The sequence below is a fragment of the Pseudonocardia sp. Ae150A_Ps1 genome (assembly GCF_001932315.1).
GTDB lineage: Bacteria > Actinomycetota > Actinomycetes > Mycobacteriales > Pseudonocardiaceae > Pseudonocardia.
In genome coordinates, this window is the sequence record NZ_MCIJ01000001.1 from 1,256,570 (window position 1) to 1,273,839 (window position 17,270).

Sequence of the window (17,270 nt, forward strand, 5' to 3'; positions counted from 1 at the left end):
GCCCGGAATCAACGGCGTGGCCGGCGGGCCGGAATCAGCAGCGTGGCCGGCGGCCCGGGTCAGCGGCGGTCGTGCTCCAACGCGTCCTCGGCGATGATCGACTCGTCGGGCAGGCCGGGCACCTCGCGGACGGCCTCCTCGGCGTCGGCCCGCTCGGAGGACGCACCCTCCTGGACGGACTCGGCGTCGGCCGCCTCCAGCTCGCGGTGGATGGTGGACAGCAGGGCCGCCCCGGCCAGCACGACGACGGCGGCGATCAGGAACGGCACCGACGCGCCGACCGCACCGGCCATCAGACCGGCCGCGAGCGGGGCGAGCCCGCCCCCGATGAACCGGACGAAGCCGTAGGTCGCCGACGCGGTCGGTCGCGGCACCGGCGAGATCGACATGACGGCCGTCGTGACCAGCGTGTTGTTCAGGCCGACGACGATCCCGGAGAGGATCACCGCGACGATCACGACCGCGGGGACCGTGTCGAACAGTCCGATCGCGGCGAGCAGCACCGCGATCCCGACCAGGGCGCCGTAGAGGGTGCGGGCGGTGCCGAACCGCTCCTTCAGCCACGGGGCGCCGAACACCGCGAAGAGCGCGACGAGCAGGCCCCAGCCGAAGAAGACCCAGCCCAGCGTGATCGGGTCGAGGTCGCCCATCAGGAACGGGGCGTAGCCGAGCATCGTGAAGAAGCCCCAGTTGTAGAGCAGGCCGACGCCCGAGGTCGTCGCCAGCGCGCGGTGGCGCAGCGCGGTCAGCGGCTCGGACAGGCGCGCCTTCCGCTGTGGGACCGGTGTCGGCTCCAGGAGGACGACCGTCGCCACGAGTGCGACCAGCATCAGCGCCGAGACGCCGAAGAACGGCCCGCGCCACGACCAGTTCCCGAGCAGCCCGCCGACCAGCGGGCCGGTCGCGATGCCCAGGCCGAGCGCGGTCTCGTAGAGCACGATCGCCCCGGCGAACCCGCCGGACGCCGAGCCGACGATCACGGCCAGCGAGGTCGCGATGAACAGCGCGTTCCCCAGCCCCCAGCCGGCACGGAACCCGACGATCCCCCAGATCCCGGACGACGCTCCGGCCAGCGCGGCGAACGCCACGATCAGCACCAGCCCGGCGATCAGCGTCTTCTTCGCGCCGATCCGCGACGACACCCAGCCGGTCGCCAGCATCGCGATCGCGGTGACCACGAGGTAGCTGGTGAACAGCAGCTCGACCTCGGCGTGGCTCGCGCCGAGTTGGCCGGACAGCGACAGCAGGATCGGGTCGACCAGGCCGATCCCCATGAACGAGATGACGCACGCGAACGCCACCGCCCACACGGCCTTCGGCTGGCGGAACGGGCTCGGTGCGTGTGCGGCACCGGATGATCGGGACATGTCGTCCACCTCACTGCCTTTCCCCGGGAACGGACCCCGGCGAGATCGCGGACGTTTCGGACCGCAGTCGATTGCACCACGCAACACACCTCGTGAGCAATGCGAACGACCGTGACGGTGACCATGCGGCGCTACGGTCGGGCGGACCGCGACGCCCGCCGTCCTGCTCGGCACCGTCGGCGTCGTGGTGGGCCTGGCGAACGCGCTGTTCGGGGCCTACCTGTTCGGCTGACCGATCCGCAGGACCGGCTTCCCCGGGGCCCGCTCCGGTGACTCGAGGTACTCGTGTGCCGCGGCGACGTCGTCGATCCCGAAGACGCGGTCCACGAGCGGGGCGAGCGTCCCCGCCGCGAGACCGGCGCGGGCGAACGCCGTCGCCCGGGCCAGCACGGCGGCGTCGCCGGTGACCTCGCGGACGTGGAAACGGCGCAGCCAGACGGGCGCGTACCCGGCGGCGGGCAACGGCGTCGGTTCACCCGACAGTCCACCGTGGACGATCACCGCGCCGCCCGGCGCGCACGCGCGGACCAGGCGTCCCACCCCGGGGCCGCCCTCGGCGTCGAGCACCAGGTCGGCGCCGTCGCCGCCGATCGCCGGGCGCAGGTCGTCGTCGCCGGTCACGACCTCGGCCGCACCGGCGGCGCGCAGTGCCGCGACGTGCCGGTCGTCGGGCACGGTCGCGACGGCGTGCACACCGAGGTGCCGCGCGACCTGCAGGGCCGCGGCGCCGATGCTGTTCGCGGCCGCCGTGACCACCAGCCGGTCACCCTCCCGCAGCCGGACCGCGTGCCGGGTCATGCCCCACACCGTCAGCAGCGGCATCCAGAGCGCTGCGGCACCCTCGTCGTCGAGGCCGGGAGGCCGGGACAGCAGCGCACGGGCCGGGACGACGGCCTCCTCGGCGTAGACCGGATGGTCGTTCTGCGACGACGCCGGCAGCACGCACACCTCGTCGCCGGGCGACCAGCCGTCGACGCCCGGTCCGGTCGTGAGGACGGTGCCCGAGCACTCACTGCCCAGACCCGCGGGCAGCACCGGACGGTCGAGGTAGGTCCCGCGCCGGAAGGCGACCTCCGACCGGTTCAGCCCGACGGCGTGCACCCGGATCCGGACCTCGCCGGGTCCGGGCTCGCGCACGACGACGTCCTCGACGCGCAGCACCTCCGGACCGCCCGTCGCGTGGAACCGCACCGCCCGCACCGTGCCCGTCACACCGGCCAGGCTAGGTGCGAGGTCACCGGTGCGGGCCGTCCGGGCCGCGAGGAGCACGGAGGGGGTCCGGTGACGACGATCCGGCCGGACGGGACGAGGCTGGAGCGGATCACGGCGTTCAGCGACGGCGTGTTCGCCATCGCCATCACGCTGCTGGTCCTCCCGCTGACCGACACCGTGCTGAGCGACGACCGGATCGGTCCCCAGCTGCTCGACCTCCTCCCCCGGATGCTCACCTTCGCCCTCAGCTTCGTGGTGATCGGCCGCTACTGGATGTTCCACCACCAGCTCTTCGACCGGTTCGTCCGCGCGGACCGGCGGCTGATGTCGCTCAACCTCGCCTACCTGTTCGGGATCGCGTTCCTGCCGTTCCCGACCTCCGCCCTCGGCGAGCACGGCGCCAGGACGGCCGCCGTCGTCCTCTACGCGGCGAACCTGATCGTGATCGGGCTGGCGTCGGCGGCGATCTGGTGGCACGCGTCGTCGGGCGGCCGGCTGACCGGCCCGGAGGTGACGCCGGCGGCGGCGCGCGCGACCCTGATCCACGGCCTGGCCCCCGTGGTCGCGCTCGTCCCGTCGATCCCGATCGCGTTCGTCGCACCGGCGGCGGCGATGTTCTCGTGGCTGCTGATCCTGCCGGTCTCGGTCCTCGCGGACCGGCTGTTCCCGGACCCGGCCGGCTGACCGGCGTCAGACCTCGTTGCTGATCTCGATCAGGTTGCCGTCCGGGTCGCGCAGGTAGACGCTGCGCAGCGGGCCGCGGGCGCCGGTGCGCTCCACCGGCCCCTCCTCCACCGCGACGCCGTGCGCGGCCAGCTCCTCCTGCACCCGGTCGAGCGGGTCGAGGGTGATCAGGCAGAGGTCGGCGCTGCCGGGTGTCGGCGCCGCGGCCTTCGGCTCGAACTCGCGGCCCGCCTCGTGCAGGTTGATCTTGCTGGGACCGAACTCCAGCGCCCGCCTGCCGCCGCCGAACTCGACGGCCGTCATGCCGAGTACGTCGCGGTAGAAGGCGACGGTCCGGCCGGGATCGGCGACGGTCAGCACCAGGTGGTCGAGATGGTCGATGCGCATGACGACGATCGTGACAGGAGGGCGGGCGGCGACGTCCTCCTGTGGGTGACGCCGACACCGCGGACGGTGATCGGCAGGTGGCACAGCGTTCCCGGTCCGGACCCACACGGTGGAACACTCCGGGCCGGGTTGCCCGAACACATGTTCTGACTCCACCCTTGTACCTGCCGTAGTCGGGCGAGGAGAGGACGAGGGAGCACGTGGACGAGGACCTGGTGACCGGGAACAGCGACGCCGTCGACGGGGCGGCGGCACCGGCCGGTGGCACCCCCGGGACGTCGCCCGCGGACGGGGCCGCCGAGCCCGCCGACGGCGAGGCACCGAAGCGCAGGCGGGGCCGGCCGAAGGGCTCGACCGCGAAGACCACCCGCGTCATCACGATGACCCTGACCGTCAGCGGCTCCGCCGACGGCGAGTGGCAGGCCGAGCTGAAGCAGGGCAGCTCCTGGGTGGCCCGCGGACTGCCGGTGAGCGCGACCGCGGTCTCGCAGGCCGCGGCGGCCCTGCACCCGGACCTGGCCGGCCCGGTCGACGAGGTCATCGAGACCGCCCGGTCGGCCAAGGCGGCGCGCGTCGCCGAGCTGGAGGCCGAGCTGGAGCAGGCGAAGAAGGCGCTGGCCGAGCTGGAGGAGTAGCGGGCCGGTCGACGACGCGTTCGTCATTCCTGGGGTTGAGTCGTTCACTCCGCCCCGAGGACTCTCGCACGGCACAGTGTGCGCGGACGCCATGTGGTCGGCGGGCACGGACGTGGAGCTTCCAGACAAGGAGCCGGTGCCGTGAAGCTAGGACTGTGTCTCCCGCCCTTCCACCCACCGGCCCCCGTGGACATGGCGCTGGCCGGTGCGAACGCCCTCGGTGTCGACTCGCTCTGGACGTTCGACCACTTGCTGGGAATCTTCCACCCGGAGCTCTATCCCGACATCGGTCTCTCCGAGATCGTCCCCGACCCGGACGGTCTGTTCGATCCGTTCTGCCTGGCGGCCTGGGCGGGCAGGAGCACCGAGGCCCCGCTCGGGGTGGCGGTCACGGACGGTCTGCGCCGGGCTGCTCCCGACGTCGCCCGGAGCGCGCTGTCGCTGCAGCACCTGTGCCGCGGTGGCTTCAATCTCGGTGTCGGCTCCGGGGAGGCCGAGAACCTCCTGCCGTTCGGCTATTCCTTCGACCGACCGGTGTCGAGGACCGAGGAGTTCCTGGCGGTACTCCGGCATCTGCTCGACTCCGGCCGGATGCCCGACGGTCCCGGACGGCTCGGGCTGCCGCTGGAGTCCGATGCGGGACGCCCCAGGGTATGGGTGGCGGCGCACCGGCCGCGGATGTTGCGCCTGACGGGGCGGTACGCCGACGGATGGCTTCCGGTGGACGTCACGAGCCCCGACCAGTACCGGCGGCTGAAGACGACCGTCGCCGGGCACGCGGCAGCCACCGGCCGCGCCGAACCGGAATCGGGACTGTTCGTCTTCCTGGTTCTCGGTGACAGCCGCGACCGTGTTCGCGAGATGTTCGAGGCGCAGCCCATGGCGAAACTGTTCGCACTGTGGATGGCGCCCGAATCGGCATGGAACAGGTACGGCATCGAGAACCCCGCGGGCCGGAGCGAGCGGGCGTTCATCGACATCATCCCGCACGAGCTCGACGCCGCGAGACTCCGCGACTTCGCCCCCTCCATCCCGTTCGAGCTCATCGAGGAGTACACGTTCCTGGGCAACCCGGCCGAGGTCGCCGAACGGCTGGCGGCATTCGCCGCAGCCGGTCTGGAGCACCCGGTGATCCTCAACCTGACCGGGATGGCCGGTGGTCTGGACGAGGCCATGGCACGCGGGACCGAGATGGAGGAGCTCGGCCGGGCTGTCCGGGCGATGACCACGACGACGGTTCCGGCCACGGCACACGCCTGATCCGCGCAGGGTTAGCCCGGTCACGCCGGCGCCGCTACGGTCCGGTACCGGCACGCCCACCGCGTGCCGCTCCGCACGACGAGCAGAACGGCGGCCGCGCATGCTGGATCCCCTCGCGACCTTCCTCCTGCGCCTCCGGGAGACCGGTGGCAGCGCGGATCCCGTCACGACCCTGTTCGGCCGCGGCGGCGACGCCACCGACCAGCAGCGGGGCATGGCCGCACAGCTCGAGCAGCGCGCGCTCGATCTCGGGCTGGTCGAGGAGAGCGGCGACGGGGACACCGCCCGGACCCGGATCGGGCTCACCGCGGCCGGGGAGCAGTACCTCGCCGAACGGGATCTCTGACCCCGGACGGCTCAGCCGAGGAGTGGACCGAGGCTCGCCGCGTGCTCCCGCAGCAACGTGACCAGCCCGGGGTCCGGGTCGGCGACCCGGTCGGCGGGACCGGACAGGGCCAGCCCGGCGACGAGCCGGCCGTCCGCGGGTGACCGGACGGCCACGGCCAGGCACCCGCGGTCCGGACGCAGCTCCCCGGTCTGGGAGGCGAGTCCGTCGCGGCGGACGCCCGGCAGGAGCGCCGCCAGCTCGTCGGGGTCGGTGACGGTCGCCCCCGTCACCGGCCGCAGGTCCCGGACCAGGGCCCGCCAGTCCGGCTGCTCGGCCAGCAGCAGCCGCCCGAGCGCCGACGCCTGCGGCAGCCGGGCGAGCAGGTCCGGGTCGCTGGGCGGGTGGTCGGGGTCCGGGTCCGCGAGGTGCAGCCGACCCGCGTCGAACAGGGCCAGGTGCACCCCCCACCGGACCAACCCGCGCAGGTGCTCGACGACCGCCCGGGCCGCCGTCGGCGGGCGCGGCACCGGGACCGGCGACAGCCGCGCGGCGCGCCTGCCGAGCGCGAAGCCGCGCAGGTCCGGCAGCCGGACCAGGTACTCCTCCCCCACCAGCAGGTTCAGCACGCGGTAGGTCGTCGCCGGGGGAAGGCGCAGTGCGGCCGAGATCTCCTTGGCCGTCACCCCCGGCCCCGCGGCGACAACCTCCTCCAGCACGGCCAGCGCCGTCCGGACCGCGCGCGGCTGGCGGCCGCTGATCGGAGCGGGCCCCGTACCCGTCGCACTCACCCGGACCGGCCCCACACGTCGGAGGCGACGGTCTCGTCGTAGACGCCGAGATCGCGCAGGCCGCCGCGGCGGCGCAGCACCACGAACCAGACCGCGGCGCCGAGCAGCGCGACCGCGAGCACGACGCCACCGGCCGGCGCGGTGACGACGAAGCCGGCGAGCGCGGCGAGCAGTGCCGGTACGGCCACCACCGCCGTCAGCACCGCGGCCGGGGTGAGCTCGCCGATCCGGCGCAGGAACAGCGGGGCCGCCAGGCAGACCAGCGCGTAGGTGAGGAGGAACCCGATCGTCGCCGACGACAGCAGGGCGACCAGCACCGTGCCGAGCGGCACGCCGAGCGCCACCGGGACGGCCACCGCCGCCGTCGCGGCGGGGACGCCGAGGAGGACGGCGACGTGCGGCGTCCGGAACCGCGGGTGGGTGCGGCCGAGCACGCGCGGGACGGCGCCGTCGCGGGCGAGCGAGAAGAGCACACGGGACAGCGCCGTCGCCGTCGCCACCCCGCAGGCCAGGAACGACAGCACCAGCGCCGCGTCGAGCACCGGCGGGATCCAGGACCAGCCGCGGGCCGTGGCGAGCACCTGCACCGGCTGCGCCTGCCCGGCGAGGCCGCCCGGGACCTCGGCGAACCCGGCCACCTGCACGGCCGCGGCGAACACGTAGAGCACGCCGGTCACCGCGGCCGTCACGAGCACGGCCCGCGGGACGGAGCGGAACGGCCGGTGGGCCTCGGCGCCCAGCGACGTCGCCACCTCGAACCCGATGAAGGCGGCGAGCGCCGGGAGCACCCCGGCGACGAGGCCGCCGGCTCCCGGTCCGGCGGGCTCGACCGGATCAGGGCCGGGCCCGGGCAGTGGGCCGCCGGCGAGCAGCACCGCGAACACTCCGACCAGCACGGCGACGGCGACGGCCTCCACCAGCAGCACCACCCGCGCCGCCGGCCGCACCCCGCACACGACGAGTGCGGTGATCAGGGCCCCGGCCACCACCGCGACCGCGACGGGGACCCACCGGTCGCCGGGCAGCAGCGGTCCGAGCAGCGACTGCAGGTAGAGCACGGCCCCGGCGACGGCGGCGCCGCAGAGCAGCAGGTACCCGGCCACCCCGGCGATCCCGCCGGCGAACGCGGCGCCGGCCCCGAGCCCCTGCGCCGTCAGTGTGTAGAGCCCGCCCGGCGCGGCCATCCGGGTGGTGAACCGGCCGATGCTCGTCGCGACCAGCAACGCGAGCACGGTCGCGACGACGAACGACCACACCGTCGCCGGACCGGCCATCCCCGCGACGATCACCGGGGTCGCCGCCATCGCCGCGGACGGGGCCGAACCGGCGATGGACTGGGCGAGCACGTCGGCCGGGCCGAGCCGGCGTCGTTCCAGCCCGTGCACCGGCGAACGGTCGCGCAGCACGCCCACACCCACCTCCGTCCGCGGTCACCGGTGATCGTCGGACCGGGACACTATCGCCCGATCACGACGTCGTGACCAGCGTCGACGGGTCGAACGAGAATTTCCGGCGCGCGCTTCCCACCCGGCGGGAACGGGTCGTACCGTGATTCGCACCACTCGGGAGCGGTCGTTGTGACCGGCGGGGGCCGGGCGAGACGGTGCCCGGCATCCGTCCGCCACATCTCGTCCCGGAGGCGCCGATGAGCGCACCAGCATCCGACCCGCAGGTCCCCGCCCCGACCGGTTCCGCGCAGCCGCCCGGCCACCGGCTCCGGGGCTCGCTCGGTGCCGGGTCGATCGTGTTCATGGTGGTCGCCGCCGCGGCACCGCTCACGGTCGTCGCCGGGACCGTCCCGCTCGGCCTGTCGGCAGGGAACGGGGCCGCGTTCCCGGCCACGTTCGTGCTCTGCGCCGCCGTCCTGCTGCTGTTCGCGGTGGGGTTCTGCGCGATGAGCCGGCACGTCCCGGAGGCCGGGGCGTTCTACTCCTACGTCGCCCGCGGGCTGGGCGCCGCGCCCGGGCTCGGCTCGGCGTTCCTCGCGCTGGTCACCTACACCGCGGTGCAGGCGGCGGTGTACGGCTACCTCGGCGCCACCCTCGACGCCGTCGTCCAGCACTACGGCGGACCCGCCCTGCCCTGGTACCTCTACGCGGCCGGGGCACTGGTCGTCGCCGGTGTGCTCGGATTCCGGCGCATCGAGCTGTCCGGCCGGGTGCTGGGCGTCCTGCTGGTCGCGGAGGTCGCGATCGTGCTCGTGTTCGACGCCGTCGTCGCCGTGACCGGCGGGCTCGGCACCGGCCGGTCGACGGCGCTCCTGGTGCCGTCGGAGATCCTCTCCGGCTCGCTCGGCATCGCGATCATGTTCGCGATCGCGTCCTTCATCGGGTTCGAGGCGACCGCGGTGTTCCGCGACGAGGCCCGCGACCCCGAGCGCACCGTCCCGCGTGCCACCTACCTCGCGCTGGTGCTGATCGGCGCGTTCTAAACGCTCTCGGCGTGGGCCGTGGTGTCCGCCTGGGGTGACGCCGACGCCGTCGCGCAGGCCGGCGAGGACCCCGGGAACATGATCGTCTCGACGATCACCGCGGTGCTCGGCCCCGTCGGCGGGGACGTGGCCCAGGTCCTGCTGGTGACGAGCCTGTTCGCCGCGCTCCTGTCGTTCCACAACGTCCTGGCCCGCTACCTGTTCGCGCTCGGGAACGCCGGGACGATGCCCGCGGTGTTCGGCCGCAGCCACGCCCGGCACGCGTCGCCGCACGCGGCGTCGCTGGCCCAGTCCGGGACGGCGCTCCTGCTGATCGTCGTCTTCGCCGTGACCGGGATGGACCCGGTGACGCAGGTGTTCGCCTGGATGGCCGGCACCGCGACCCTCGGCGTGCTGACGCTGATGGCGCTGACCTGCCTCGCCGTCCTCGTGTTCTTCGCCCGGACCCGGGCCGACCGCCGGCTCTGGAACACCCGGCTCGCGCCGGCACTCGGCCTCGCCGGACTGCTGACCTGCCTCGCGCTGACCGTCGCGAACTTCCCGACGCTGATCGGGGGCTCGCCCGCGCTGGCGACCGCGATCGGCGCCGTCCTGGTGGTGGCGTTCGCCGGGGGTGCCGTGTGGTCCCGGCGCGTGCCGCCACCCGTCCCGGCTCACATCTCGCCCCAGCACACCGTCGACACCACGGAGGACCGATGACCGCCGTCGAGGAGCCCCGGACGCGCTCCGGGCACCCGCTGACCATGACCACCGAGGCCGAGGTCGCCGCCGTCCGGGAGGTGCTCGCAGCGGCCGGGATGCTCGGCGAGCACGTCCGGTACGCGTTCTTCGCGCCCGAGGAGCCGCCGAAGGCCGACGTCCTCGCGTTCGACGACGGCGTCCCCGACCGCCGCTTCCGGGTGGTGCTGCTGGACCTGGCGTCCGGCCGGTCCTGGGACACCGTCGTCTCGGCGACCGCGGGCGAGCTCGTGTCGAGCCGGGAGCTGGAGCCCGCGTCCGACGGCCAGCCACCGATCATCGACTCCGAGTTCGAGTTCATCGAGGACGTCCTGAACGCCTCACCGGACTGGCTGGCCGCGCTCGCGGAGCGGGGCATCGAGCCGGCGTCGGTCCGGGCCGTGCCGCTGTCGGCGGGCGTCTACGACTACGCCGAGGAGACCGGGCGCCGGATGGCCCGCGCCTTCGGGTTCCGCCAGGACTCCGAGTCCGACCACCCGTGGGCGCACCCGATCGACGGGCTCGTCGCCTACATCGACCTGACGAACCGCTCGGTCGACCGGGTGATCGACACCGGTGTCGTGCCGGTGCCGGAGACCAGCGGGAACTTCGACGACCCGGCCGTGCAGGGCCCGCCGCTGGAGGGCCTGAAGCCGATCGAGATCACCCAGCCCGAGGGCCGGTCGTTCACCGTCGACGACGGCCGCGTCCGCTGGGGGAAGTGGGACCTGCGGATCGGGTTCAACGAGCGCGAGGGCCTGACCCTGCACCAGATCTCGTTCGACGACCGCCAGGTCTGCTACCGGGCGTCGGTCGCGGAGATGGTGGTGCCGTACGCCGACCCGGCGCCGGTCCGGTTCTGGCAGAACTACTTCGACTGCGGCGAGTACATGTTCGCCCGTTACGCCGACTCGCTGCAGCTGGGCTGCGACTGCCTCGGCGACATCCACTACGTCGACGCCACCATCGCCGACGACCTCGGCAACCCGAAGACGATCGGCAACGCGATCTGCATGCACGAGGAGGACCACGGCGTCCTCTGGAAGCACACCGACATCTTCACCGGGTCCCGCGAGGTGCGCCGCCAGCGCCGGCTGGTGATCTCGTTCTTCACCCCGATCGGGAACTACGACTACGGCTTCTACTGGTACCTCTACCTCGACGGCACCATCGAGCTGGAGGCCAAGGCCACCGGCATCGTGTTCACCTCGGGAACCCCCGGGGAGCACGCCACCGAGATCGCACCCGGCCGCGGCGCACCGTTCCACCAGCACCTGTTCTCCGCACGCCTGGACATGACGGTCGACGGCCTCGCCAACGCCGTCGAGGAGGTCGAGGCGGTCCGGGTGCCGATGGGCGACGGGAACCGCTACGGCAACGCGTTCGCCCGCTCCGCGACCCGGCTCGGCTCCGAGTCCGGCGCGCAGCGGGACGCCTCGCCCGGCACCGCACGGGTGTGGCACGTCGTCAACACCGAGAAGACGAACGCGCTCGGGCAGCCGGTCGGGTACGTCCTGCACCCGCACGGCCAGCCGACGCTGCTGGCCGACCCGGCGTCGTCGATCGCGGCCCGGGCGGCGTTCGCGACGAAGGCGCTGTGGGTGACGCGCTACGACCCGGCCGAGCGGTACCCGGCCGGTGACTTCGTCAACCAGAACCCGGGCGGGGCCGGGCTGCCCGCCTGGACCGCTGCGGACCGGGACGTCGACGGGCAGGACGTCGTGCTGTGGCACACCTTCGGCCTGACCCACTTCCCGCGCACCGAGGACTGGCCGGTCATGCCCGTGGACTACACCGGCTTCACCCTGAAGCCCGCCGGCTTCTTCGACCGCAACCCGGCCCTGGACGTCCCGCCGTCGGAAGGAAAGCACTGCCACTGACCAGCCGCCGCACCACCGCACCACGCGCCGCACCGCCGCACCGCGCGCGGCACCCGCCGCACCGCCGCACGCTCCCGCACAGGGTGTGCTGCTCCCGCACGGGACCAGTCCTGTGCGGGAGCACGCCAGCCTGTGCGGGAGCCGCGGAAGTTGTGCGGCTGCACGCTGTCCGTGCTCAGGCTGCCGTCCGGTCACTCTGCTGTCCGACGAACACCGGCATCCCGGCGCGGGGGCGCGCCCTCCGATGCCGTAGCCGCACACCGGGTGTGCCCCGCCCCGGCCGGGGAGGGCGCACACCCGTCCGGTGCCGGAGCCCCACACCTCGTACGACACCCCCTGTCCGGTGCGACGGCGTACCCGTCCGATGCGGGAGCCGCACACCCTGCGCGGCAGACCCTGTGGGGTGCGGGAGTACGCCGGTCCGGTGCGGGAGCCCGGCATCCGGTGATCGGGATCAGCGGCTTCCGGAACCGTCCCAGCTCTCAGCCCGAGGGCGATGCGCCGCGGACACCAACCCGCGCTCGTCGCCCCGTACCCAGCCGCACAGGTCCCGAGGCAGCCGCACACATCCCGGCGGAACCGCGCAGGTCTCGCTCGAGCCGCACAAGCCCGATCTCGTGCGGGAGCCCCACAACCTGTGCGGTAACGAAGCGAGCGGGTCGCGCCGAGCGGATCGCACCGGCCGGATCGCGCCGGGCGGATCGGCCCGGTCCAATCGGGTCCGTCGCCGCGTGCCGGGGCGGGGCCGCTGCAGTACCGCACAGGTTGTACGGCTCCTGCCCAGGTTGTAGGGCTCCCGCACGGGACCGGGATCGTGCGGCAGCCCGAGACCGTGTGCGGTGACGGGCGCAACCGGGCCGCCGGTGGACGGAGCGCGATGCGATCGCGAACGGGATCGGCGGGCTCGGCCCGGTCGACGGGCCGGCAGTGTTGCCTGCGCGGCATGGACGGTTCCCTGCCCGCACGCGGTGTACGGCTCCGGAGCGATCTGCGCGCCGCCGGCTTCGACGAGGACGAGATCGGCCGGGCCCTCGCGCGCGGCGAGCTCGTCGCGATCCGGCGCGGCGCATACCTCGAGGCCGCCGATCCCGCGCTGACGCAGCTCCGCGCCCGGCACCGCGCGGCGGTCCGTGCCGCGCTCCGCCAGCTGGCACCGGGAGCCGTCGCCAGCCACGTGTCGGCGGCGGTCGTGCGCGGCCTGGACACCTGGGGGCTTCCGCTCGACCGCGTGCACGTCACCCGTGACCGCTCGCACGGTGGCCACCGGACCCGGGACCTCCACGTCCACCCGTCCCCGCTGGCGTCCGACGACCGGACGACGGTCGGCGGTATCGCCGTGACCACCCCGGCGCGGACGGTCGTCGACATCGCACGGACGGCCGGGTTCGAGCGCGGACTCGTCGTCGCCGACCGTGCACTCGCCCGCCGGTCGCAGGGCCGGCCCCCGGTGATGACGCCCGACGAGCTGGCCGCCACGGTCACCGCGGCGGCCGGACGGTCCGGCATCGGCACGGTCCGCCGGGTGGCGGCGGCCGCGGACGGGCGTTCGGGAAGCGTCGGCGAGACCCGCAGCCGGATCGCCCTGGCCTGGGCCGGGTTCCCCGCGCCGGTGCTGCAGTGGGAGGTGCACTGCGGCGGGCACCGTCACGTCACCGACTTCGCCTGGCCGGAGCAGCGGGTCGTCGCCGAGTTCGACGGCCGGGTCAAGTACGGCCGCAAGCTGCGTCCCGACCAGGACCCGGCCGAGGTGCTCTGGGAGGAGAAGCTGCGCGAGGACAGGTTGCGGGCGGAGGGACTCGCGGTCGTCCGCTGGACCTGGGCCGACCTGGCCGACTTCGCCGAGGCGGCAGCCCGCCTCCGCCGAGCCCTGGCCAGTTGACCCCGGGTCGGGCGCCGCGCCGGACCACACCCGGTCCGGCAACCGCACAGATGCTCCGCAGACCGCACAGGCTGTGCTGCCCCCGCACGAGGCAGAACCTGTGCGGTTCCGCCACGACCTGTGCGGTTCCGCGGTGGGCCGTGCGGGCCCGGCGCGAGCTGTGCGGGGCCGGCACGAGCCGTGCGGGGCCGGCACGAGCTGGGCGGGTCCGCCGCGGGTGGCGCTTCTGTCGGTCGGGCGCGAGAGCGGCAACGGGCGGGCGGGGCGGCATGTGGGTCCGGCGCCGGCGCGCGCCGGGGCTAGGGTTGCGCACGACCGTCCGTGCACTCCCCGTGGAGGACCCCCGTGGCACTCGCTGCCGGTGACCAGATCCCCGACGTCACCCTCATGACCCCGACCGCCGACGGCCCGACGAAGGTCCAGAGCGCGACCGCGCTGGGCTCGGGCACGGTCGTCCTGTTCGGCGTGCCCGGGGCGTTCACCCCGGCGTGCTCCGACACCCACCTGCCCGGCTACGTGCTGCGTTCCGACGAGCTGAAGGCCAAGGGCGTCGACACCGTCGCCTGCACCTCCGCCAACGACGCGTTCGTGCTCGCCGCCTGGGCCGAGGCCCGCAACGTGGGCGACGCCGTCCTCATGCTGGCCGACGGCAACGCCGACTTCGCGAAGGCCGCCGGTCTCGACATGGACGGCTCCGCCTTCGGTCTCGGCACCCGCTCGAAGCGGTACGCCGCGATCGTCAAGGACGGCGTCGTCCAGTGGATCGGCGTCGAGGACGTCCCCTCCAGCGTCGAGGTGTCCGGCGTCGAGTCGGTGCTCGCGCAGCTCTGACCCGCCGCTGAGGCACCCCTCGCGACCCGGCGCGCGGGCCTACACTGGCCCGCGTGCCGAAGGTCCTGGGCTCGCTCGCGACGCATCGCGAGCAGGTGCGCGAGCGGGTGTTCGCCGCGCTGCGCGAGCAGCTCTACGAGCGCGGCTTCGAGCAGGTGACGCTGTCCGGCGTCGCCGCTGCCGCCGGCGTCGGCCGGTCGGCGATGTACAACCACTTCCCGGACCGCCAGGCGCTGCTGGTCGCGTTCGTCGAGCACGAGGCCGCCCGCTACGTCGAGGACCTCGACGCGGCACTGGCCGGGGTGTCGTCCCCCGCGGAGCGCCTGGCCGTGTTCGCCCGGATGCAGCTGCGCCGGCTCGCCGAGTTCCACCTCCCGCCTGGTCAGGCGCTCGCCGGAGCGCTGGACCCGCAGGCGTACCGGCGGATCGCCGCGCACGCCGACCCGATCGGCGACCGGCTGACCGCGATCCTCCGGGACGGTGCAGCCGACGGCTCGATGGTCGGTGACGACCCGGCGGTGCTCGCCGCGCTCGTCGCCGCGGCACTGTCCAGCCGGAAGATCGTCGACGTCGCACCCCCGCAACTGGAGGCCACCGTGGACACCGCGGTCGCCGCCGTCCTGCGGATGGTCTCGACGACGACCCACGACTGAGGCTAGCCTTACCGCGTCGCACGGCCTACCATCGGATCTGACACGGTGTCAGATCCACGGGAGGGCCGATGGGCGCCACGACCCCGATCTCGGGGACGTTGTCCGCCGAACTCCGGCAGGCCACGTACGAGGTCCACGAGCAGGCACACCACTCCGTCTACATGGCCGAGCTGCTCGACGGCAGCCTGCCGCTGGACGCCTACACCCTGCTCGCCGAGCAGTACGGCGCGATCTACACCGCCCTCGAGGCGGCCTCCGACGCGATGGCCGACCACCCGGTCGGTGGCCCGTTCGTCATCGACGAGCTGCGCAGGCTGCCCGCCCTGCACGACGATCTCGACGCGCTCGGCAGCGGCGTCCCGCGGATCCTCCCCTCCACCACGCGCTACGTGGAGCGGCTGCACACCGCGGCGACCGATCCCGAGCGGTTCGTCGCCCACCACTACACCCGCTACCTGGGCGACCTGGCCGGCGGCCAGGTGGTCGCCAGGCTGCTCCAGCGCACCTACGGGCTGTCCGGCGACGGCGTCCGTTTCTACGACTTCTCCTCGCTCGGCGCGCCGCCCCGGTTCCGGACCCGGTACCGCGCGCTGCTCGACGCCGCCCCGTGGGACGCCGCGGCCCGGTCCCGGGTGGCCGCCGAGGCCGTCCTCGCGTTCCGGCTGAACATCGACGTGCTGTCCGAGATGGCCGAGGAGGTCGGGCTGGAGCAGCCGCTCGCCTCGTGACCGTCGGTGATTCCTAGACTGGTGCGGTGACCAGCGGCATCGACCCGGACGAGCTCGCGACCGCGCTGAGGGTTCTCGCGCAGGTCGACGAGCTGGAGCCCGAGCACCCCGACGCGGTCGCCGTCCGGCGGGCCACGGCCGGGATCTGGAAGTCGGTGCGCCTGCGCCGGCGGGCGGCGAAGCGGCGTTCGGAGCGCGACGCCGACGACGCCGTCACCGCGCGGACCGCGACCGGCGCGGCGGGCCGGATCGACGACGAGACGGCCGGCATCCCGCTCGTCTCCTCCGCACCCGGCGCGACCGCCGGCGTGCTGAACCGCGCCCGCGGGTGCTACGTCTGCAAGGCGCGTTACACCCTCGTCGACGCCTTCTACCACCAGCTCTGCCCGGACTGCGCGGCCGCACACCACGCGCACCGCGACGCCCGCACCGACCTCACCGGCCGTCGTGCGCTGCTCACCGGTGGCCGGGCCAAGATCGGCATGTACATCGCGCTGCGGCTGCTGCGCGACGGCGCGCACCTCACGATCACCACCCGCTTCCCGCGCGACGCCGCCCGCCGGTTCGCCGCCCTCGACGACAGCGCCGACTGGCTGCACCGCCTCCGCGTGATCGGGGTGGACCTGCGCGACCCGACCCAGGTCGTCGCGCTCGCCGACGAGGTCGCCGCGGCCGGGCCGCTCGACATCCTGGTCAACAACGCGGCGCAGACCGTCCGGCGGTCGCGGGGGTCGTACTCGGCGCTCGAGGCGGCCGAGGCCGAGCCGCTGCCGCCCGGGGAGCTGCCCGAGATCGTGTCGTTCGCGCACGCGACCACCCGGGAGCACCCGGCGCTGCTCGCCGGTGCCGTGCCGGGCGCCGATCTCGCCGCCCTCGCGACGACGGCCCGCTCGGCGTCGCCGGAACGGATCGCCGACGGCACCGCGGTCGACGCGGGCGGCCTGCTGCCCGACACCGCGGCCGTCAACAGCTGGGTCGACAACGTCGAGCACGTCGATCCGCTGGAGCTGCTCGAGGTGCAGCTGTGCAACCAGACCGCGCCGTTCGTGCTGGTCTCCCGCCTGCGGCCGGCGATGGCGGCGTCGCCGTTCCGCAACCGGTACGTGGTGAACGTGTCCGCGATGGAGGGTGTGTTCGGGCGCGGCTACAAGGCGCCGGGGCACCCGCACACCAACATGGCGAAGGCCGCGCTGAACATGCTGACCCGGACCAGCGCCGGGGAGATGTTCACGACCGACCGGATCCTCATGACCTCGGTGGACACCGGCTGGATCACCGACGAGCGCCCGCACCCGACGAAGCTGCGGCTGGCCGACGACGGATTCCACGCCCCGCTGGACCTCTCCGACGGCGCCGCCCGGGTCTACCACCCGATCGTCGCCGGTGAGGCCGGCGAGGACCTGCACGGGGTGTTCCTGAAGGACTACGCCGTGTCGTCCTGGTAGCGGGGCCTCCCCCGGTCCTGTCGGGGGTCGCCGATACCGTGCCGT

The 17,270-nt window shown here is 74.1% G+C and carries 17 protein-coding genes; 12 read left to right on the forward strand and 5 right to left on the reverse strand.

The window, feature by feature from the left end; all coding sequences use genetic code 11:
- Positions 1–59 precede the first annotated feature (59 nt).
- Together Ae150APs1_RS05410 and Ae150APs1_RS05415 are read right to left on the reverse strand one after the other, a co-directional pair.
- On the reverse strand, positions 60–1,367 hold the full coding sequence (locus tag Ae150APs1_RS05410) for an MFS transporter (RefSeq protein WP_075296202.1): 1,308 nt from the start codon (positions 1,365–1,367) through the stop codon (positions 60–62).
- A gap of 216 nt (positions 1,368–1,583) precedes the next feature.
- The gene (locus Ae150APs1_RS05415; RefSeq protein ID WP_212567159.1) at positions 1,584–2,579 is read right to left on the reverse strand and encodes a zinc-binding dehydrogenase; all 996 of its coding nucleotides are present in this window, start codon (positions 2,577–2,579) and stop codon (positions 1,584–1,586) included.
- A gap of 69 nt (positions 2,580–2,648) precedes the next feature.
- On the opposite strand from Ae150APs1_RS05415, the gene Ae150APs1_RS05420 reads away from it, so the two are divergent.
- Complete coding sequence (locus Ae150APs1_RS05420; protein ID WP_010225015.1) at positions 2,649–3,263, forward strand: TMEM175 family protein; 615 nt, start codon at positions 2,649–2,651, stop codon at positions 3,261–3,263.
- 6 nt (positions 3,264–3,269) lie between these two features.
- Here the strand turns inward: Ae150APs1_RS05420 and Ae150APs1_RS05425 are convergent, their stop codons facing one another.
- Positions 3,270–3,650: a VOC family protein gene (locus Ae150APs1_RS05425; protein WP_010225017.1), complete on the reverse strand. Its 381-nt coding sequence runs from the start codon at positions 3,648–3,650 to the stop codon at positions 3,270–3,272.
- A gap of 200 nt (positions 3,651–3,850) precedes the next feature.
- Between Ae150APs1_RS05425 and Ae150APs1_RS05430 the strand changes: the two genes are divergently transcribed.
- The 3 genes from Ae150APs1_RS05430 (at position 3,851) to Ae150APs1_RS05440 (ending at position 5,891) form a co-directional block, all read left to right on the forward strand.
- Positions 3,851–4,285 (forward strand): DUF6319 family protein, encoded by a 435-nt coding sequence (locus tag Ae150APs1_RS05430; RefSeq protein WP_060575595.1) that lies wholly within the window; start codon positions 3,851–3,853, stop codon positions 4,283–4,285.
- Between the two features lie 141 nt (positions 4,286–4,426).
- Positions 4,427–5,545, forward strand: coding sequence for an LLM class flavin-dependent oxidoreductase (locus tag Ae150APs1_RS05435; RefSeq protein ID WP_212567160.1), 1,119 nt, complete (start codon positions 4,427–4,429; stop codon positions 5,543–5,545).
- A gap of 100 nt (positions 5,546–5,645) precedes the next feature.
- Positions 5,646–5,891, forward strand: coding sequence for a hypothetical protein (locus Ae150APs1_RS05440; protein ID WP_010225022.1), 246 nt, complete (start codon positions 5,646–5,648; stop codon positions 5,889–5,891).
- Positions 5,892–5,902: 11 nt separating this feature from the next.
- Here Ae150APs1_RS05440 and Ae150APs1_RS05445 read toward each other — a convergent pair whose 3' ends face one another.
- Positions 5,903–6,661, reverse strand: a complete 759-nt coding sequence (locus tag Ae150APs1_RS05445; protein ID WP_075301707.1) for an IclR family transcriptional regulator C-terminal domain-containing protein — start codon at positions 6,659–6,661, stop codon at positions 5,903–5,905.
- Positions 6,658–8,067: an APC family permease gene (locus Ae150APs1_RS05450; RefSeq protein WP_249266220.1), complete on the reverse strand. Its 1,410-nt coding sequence runs from the start codon at positions 8,065–8,067 to the stop codon at positions 6,658–6,660. Before Ae150APs1_RS05450 ends, Ae150APs1_RS05445 begins: the two co-directional genes overlap by 4 nt.
- A 239-nt stretch (positions 8,068–8,306) precedes the next feature.
- On the opposite strand from Ae150APs1_RS05450, the gene Ae150APs1_RS33320 reads away from it, so the two are divergent.
- From Ae150APs1_RS33320 to Ae150APs1_RS05485, 8 genes are all read left to right on the forward strand, one after another.
- Entirely contained in the window at positions 8,307–9,092 is a 786-nt protein-coding gene (locus Ae150APs1_RS33320) for an APC family permease (protein WP_249266221.1), read from the forward strand.
- A 21-nt stretch (positions 9,093–9,113) separates the two neighbouring features.
- Entirely contained in the window at positions 9,114–9,791 is a 678-nt protein-coding gene (locus Ae150APs1_RS33325; RefSeq protein WP_249266222.1) for a hypothetical protein, read from the forward strand.
- On the forward strand, positions 9,788–11,689 hold the full coding sequence (locus Ae150APs1_RS05460) for a primary-amine oxidase (protein ID WP_075296206.1): 1,902 nt from the start codon (positions 9,788–9,790) through the stop codon (positions 11,687–11,689). The genes Ae150APs1_RS33325 and Ae150APs1_RS05460 overlap by 4 nt, the downstream gene beginning before the upstream one ends.
- A 943-nt stretch (positions 11,690–12,632) precedes the next feature.
- Positions 12,633–13,568 (forward strand): hypothetical protein, encoded by a 936-nt coding sequence (locus Ae150APs1_RS05465; protein ID WP_075296207.1) that lies wholly within the window; start codon positions 12,633–12,635, stop codon positions 13,566–13,568.
- Positions 13,569–13,913: 345 nt separating this feature from the next.
- The gene (locus tag Ae150APs1_RS05470) at positions 13,914–14,399 is read left to right on the forward strand and encodes a peroxiredoxin (protein WP_075296208.1); all 486 of its coding nucleotides are present in this window, start codon (positions 13,914–13,916) and stop codon (positions 14,397–14,399) included.
- 53 nt (positions 14,400–14,452) lie between these two features.
- The gene (locus Ae150APs1_RS05475) at positions 14,453–15,052 is read left to right on the forward strand and encodes a TetR/AcrR family transcriptional regulator (protein WP_075296210.1); all 600 of its coding nucleotides are present in this window, start codon (positions 14,453–14,455) and stop codon (positions 15,050–15,052) included.
- 68 nt (positions 15,053–15,120) lie between these two features.
- Positions 15,121–15,780, forward strand: coding sequence for a biliverdin-producing heme oxygenase (locus Ae150APs1_RS05480; RefSeq protein WP_075296212.1), 660 nt, complete (start codon positions 15,121–15,123; stop codon positions 15,778–15,780).
- A 26-nt stretch (positions 15,781–15,806) separates the two neighbouring features.
- Positions 15,807–17,225 carry an SDR family NAD(P)-dependent oxidoreductase gene (locus tag Ae150APs1_RS05485; protein WP_060575590.1) on the forward strand — a complete coding sequence of 473 codons (1,419 nt, stop codon included), beginning with the start codon at positions 15,807–15,809 and terminating at the stop codon, positions 17,223–17,225.
- Positions 17,226–17,270: the final 45 nt, after the last annotated feature.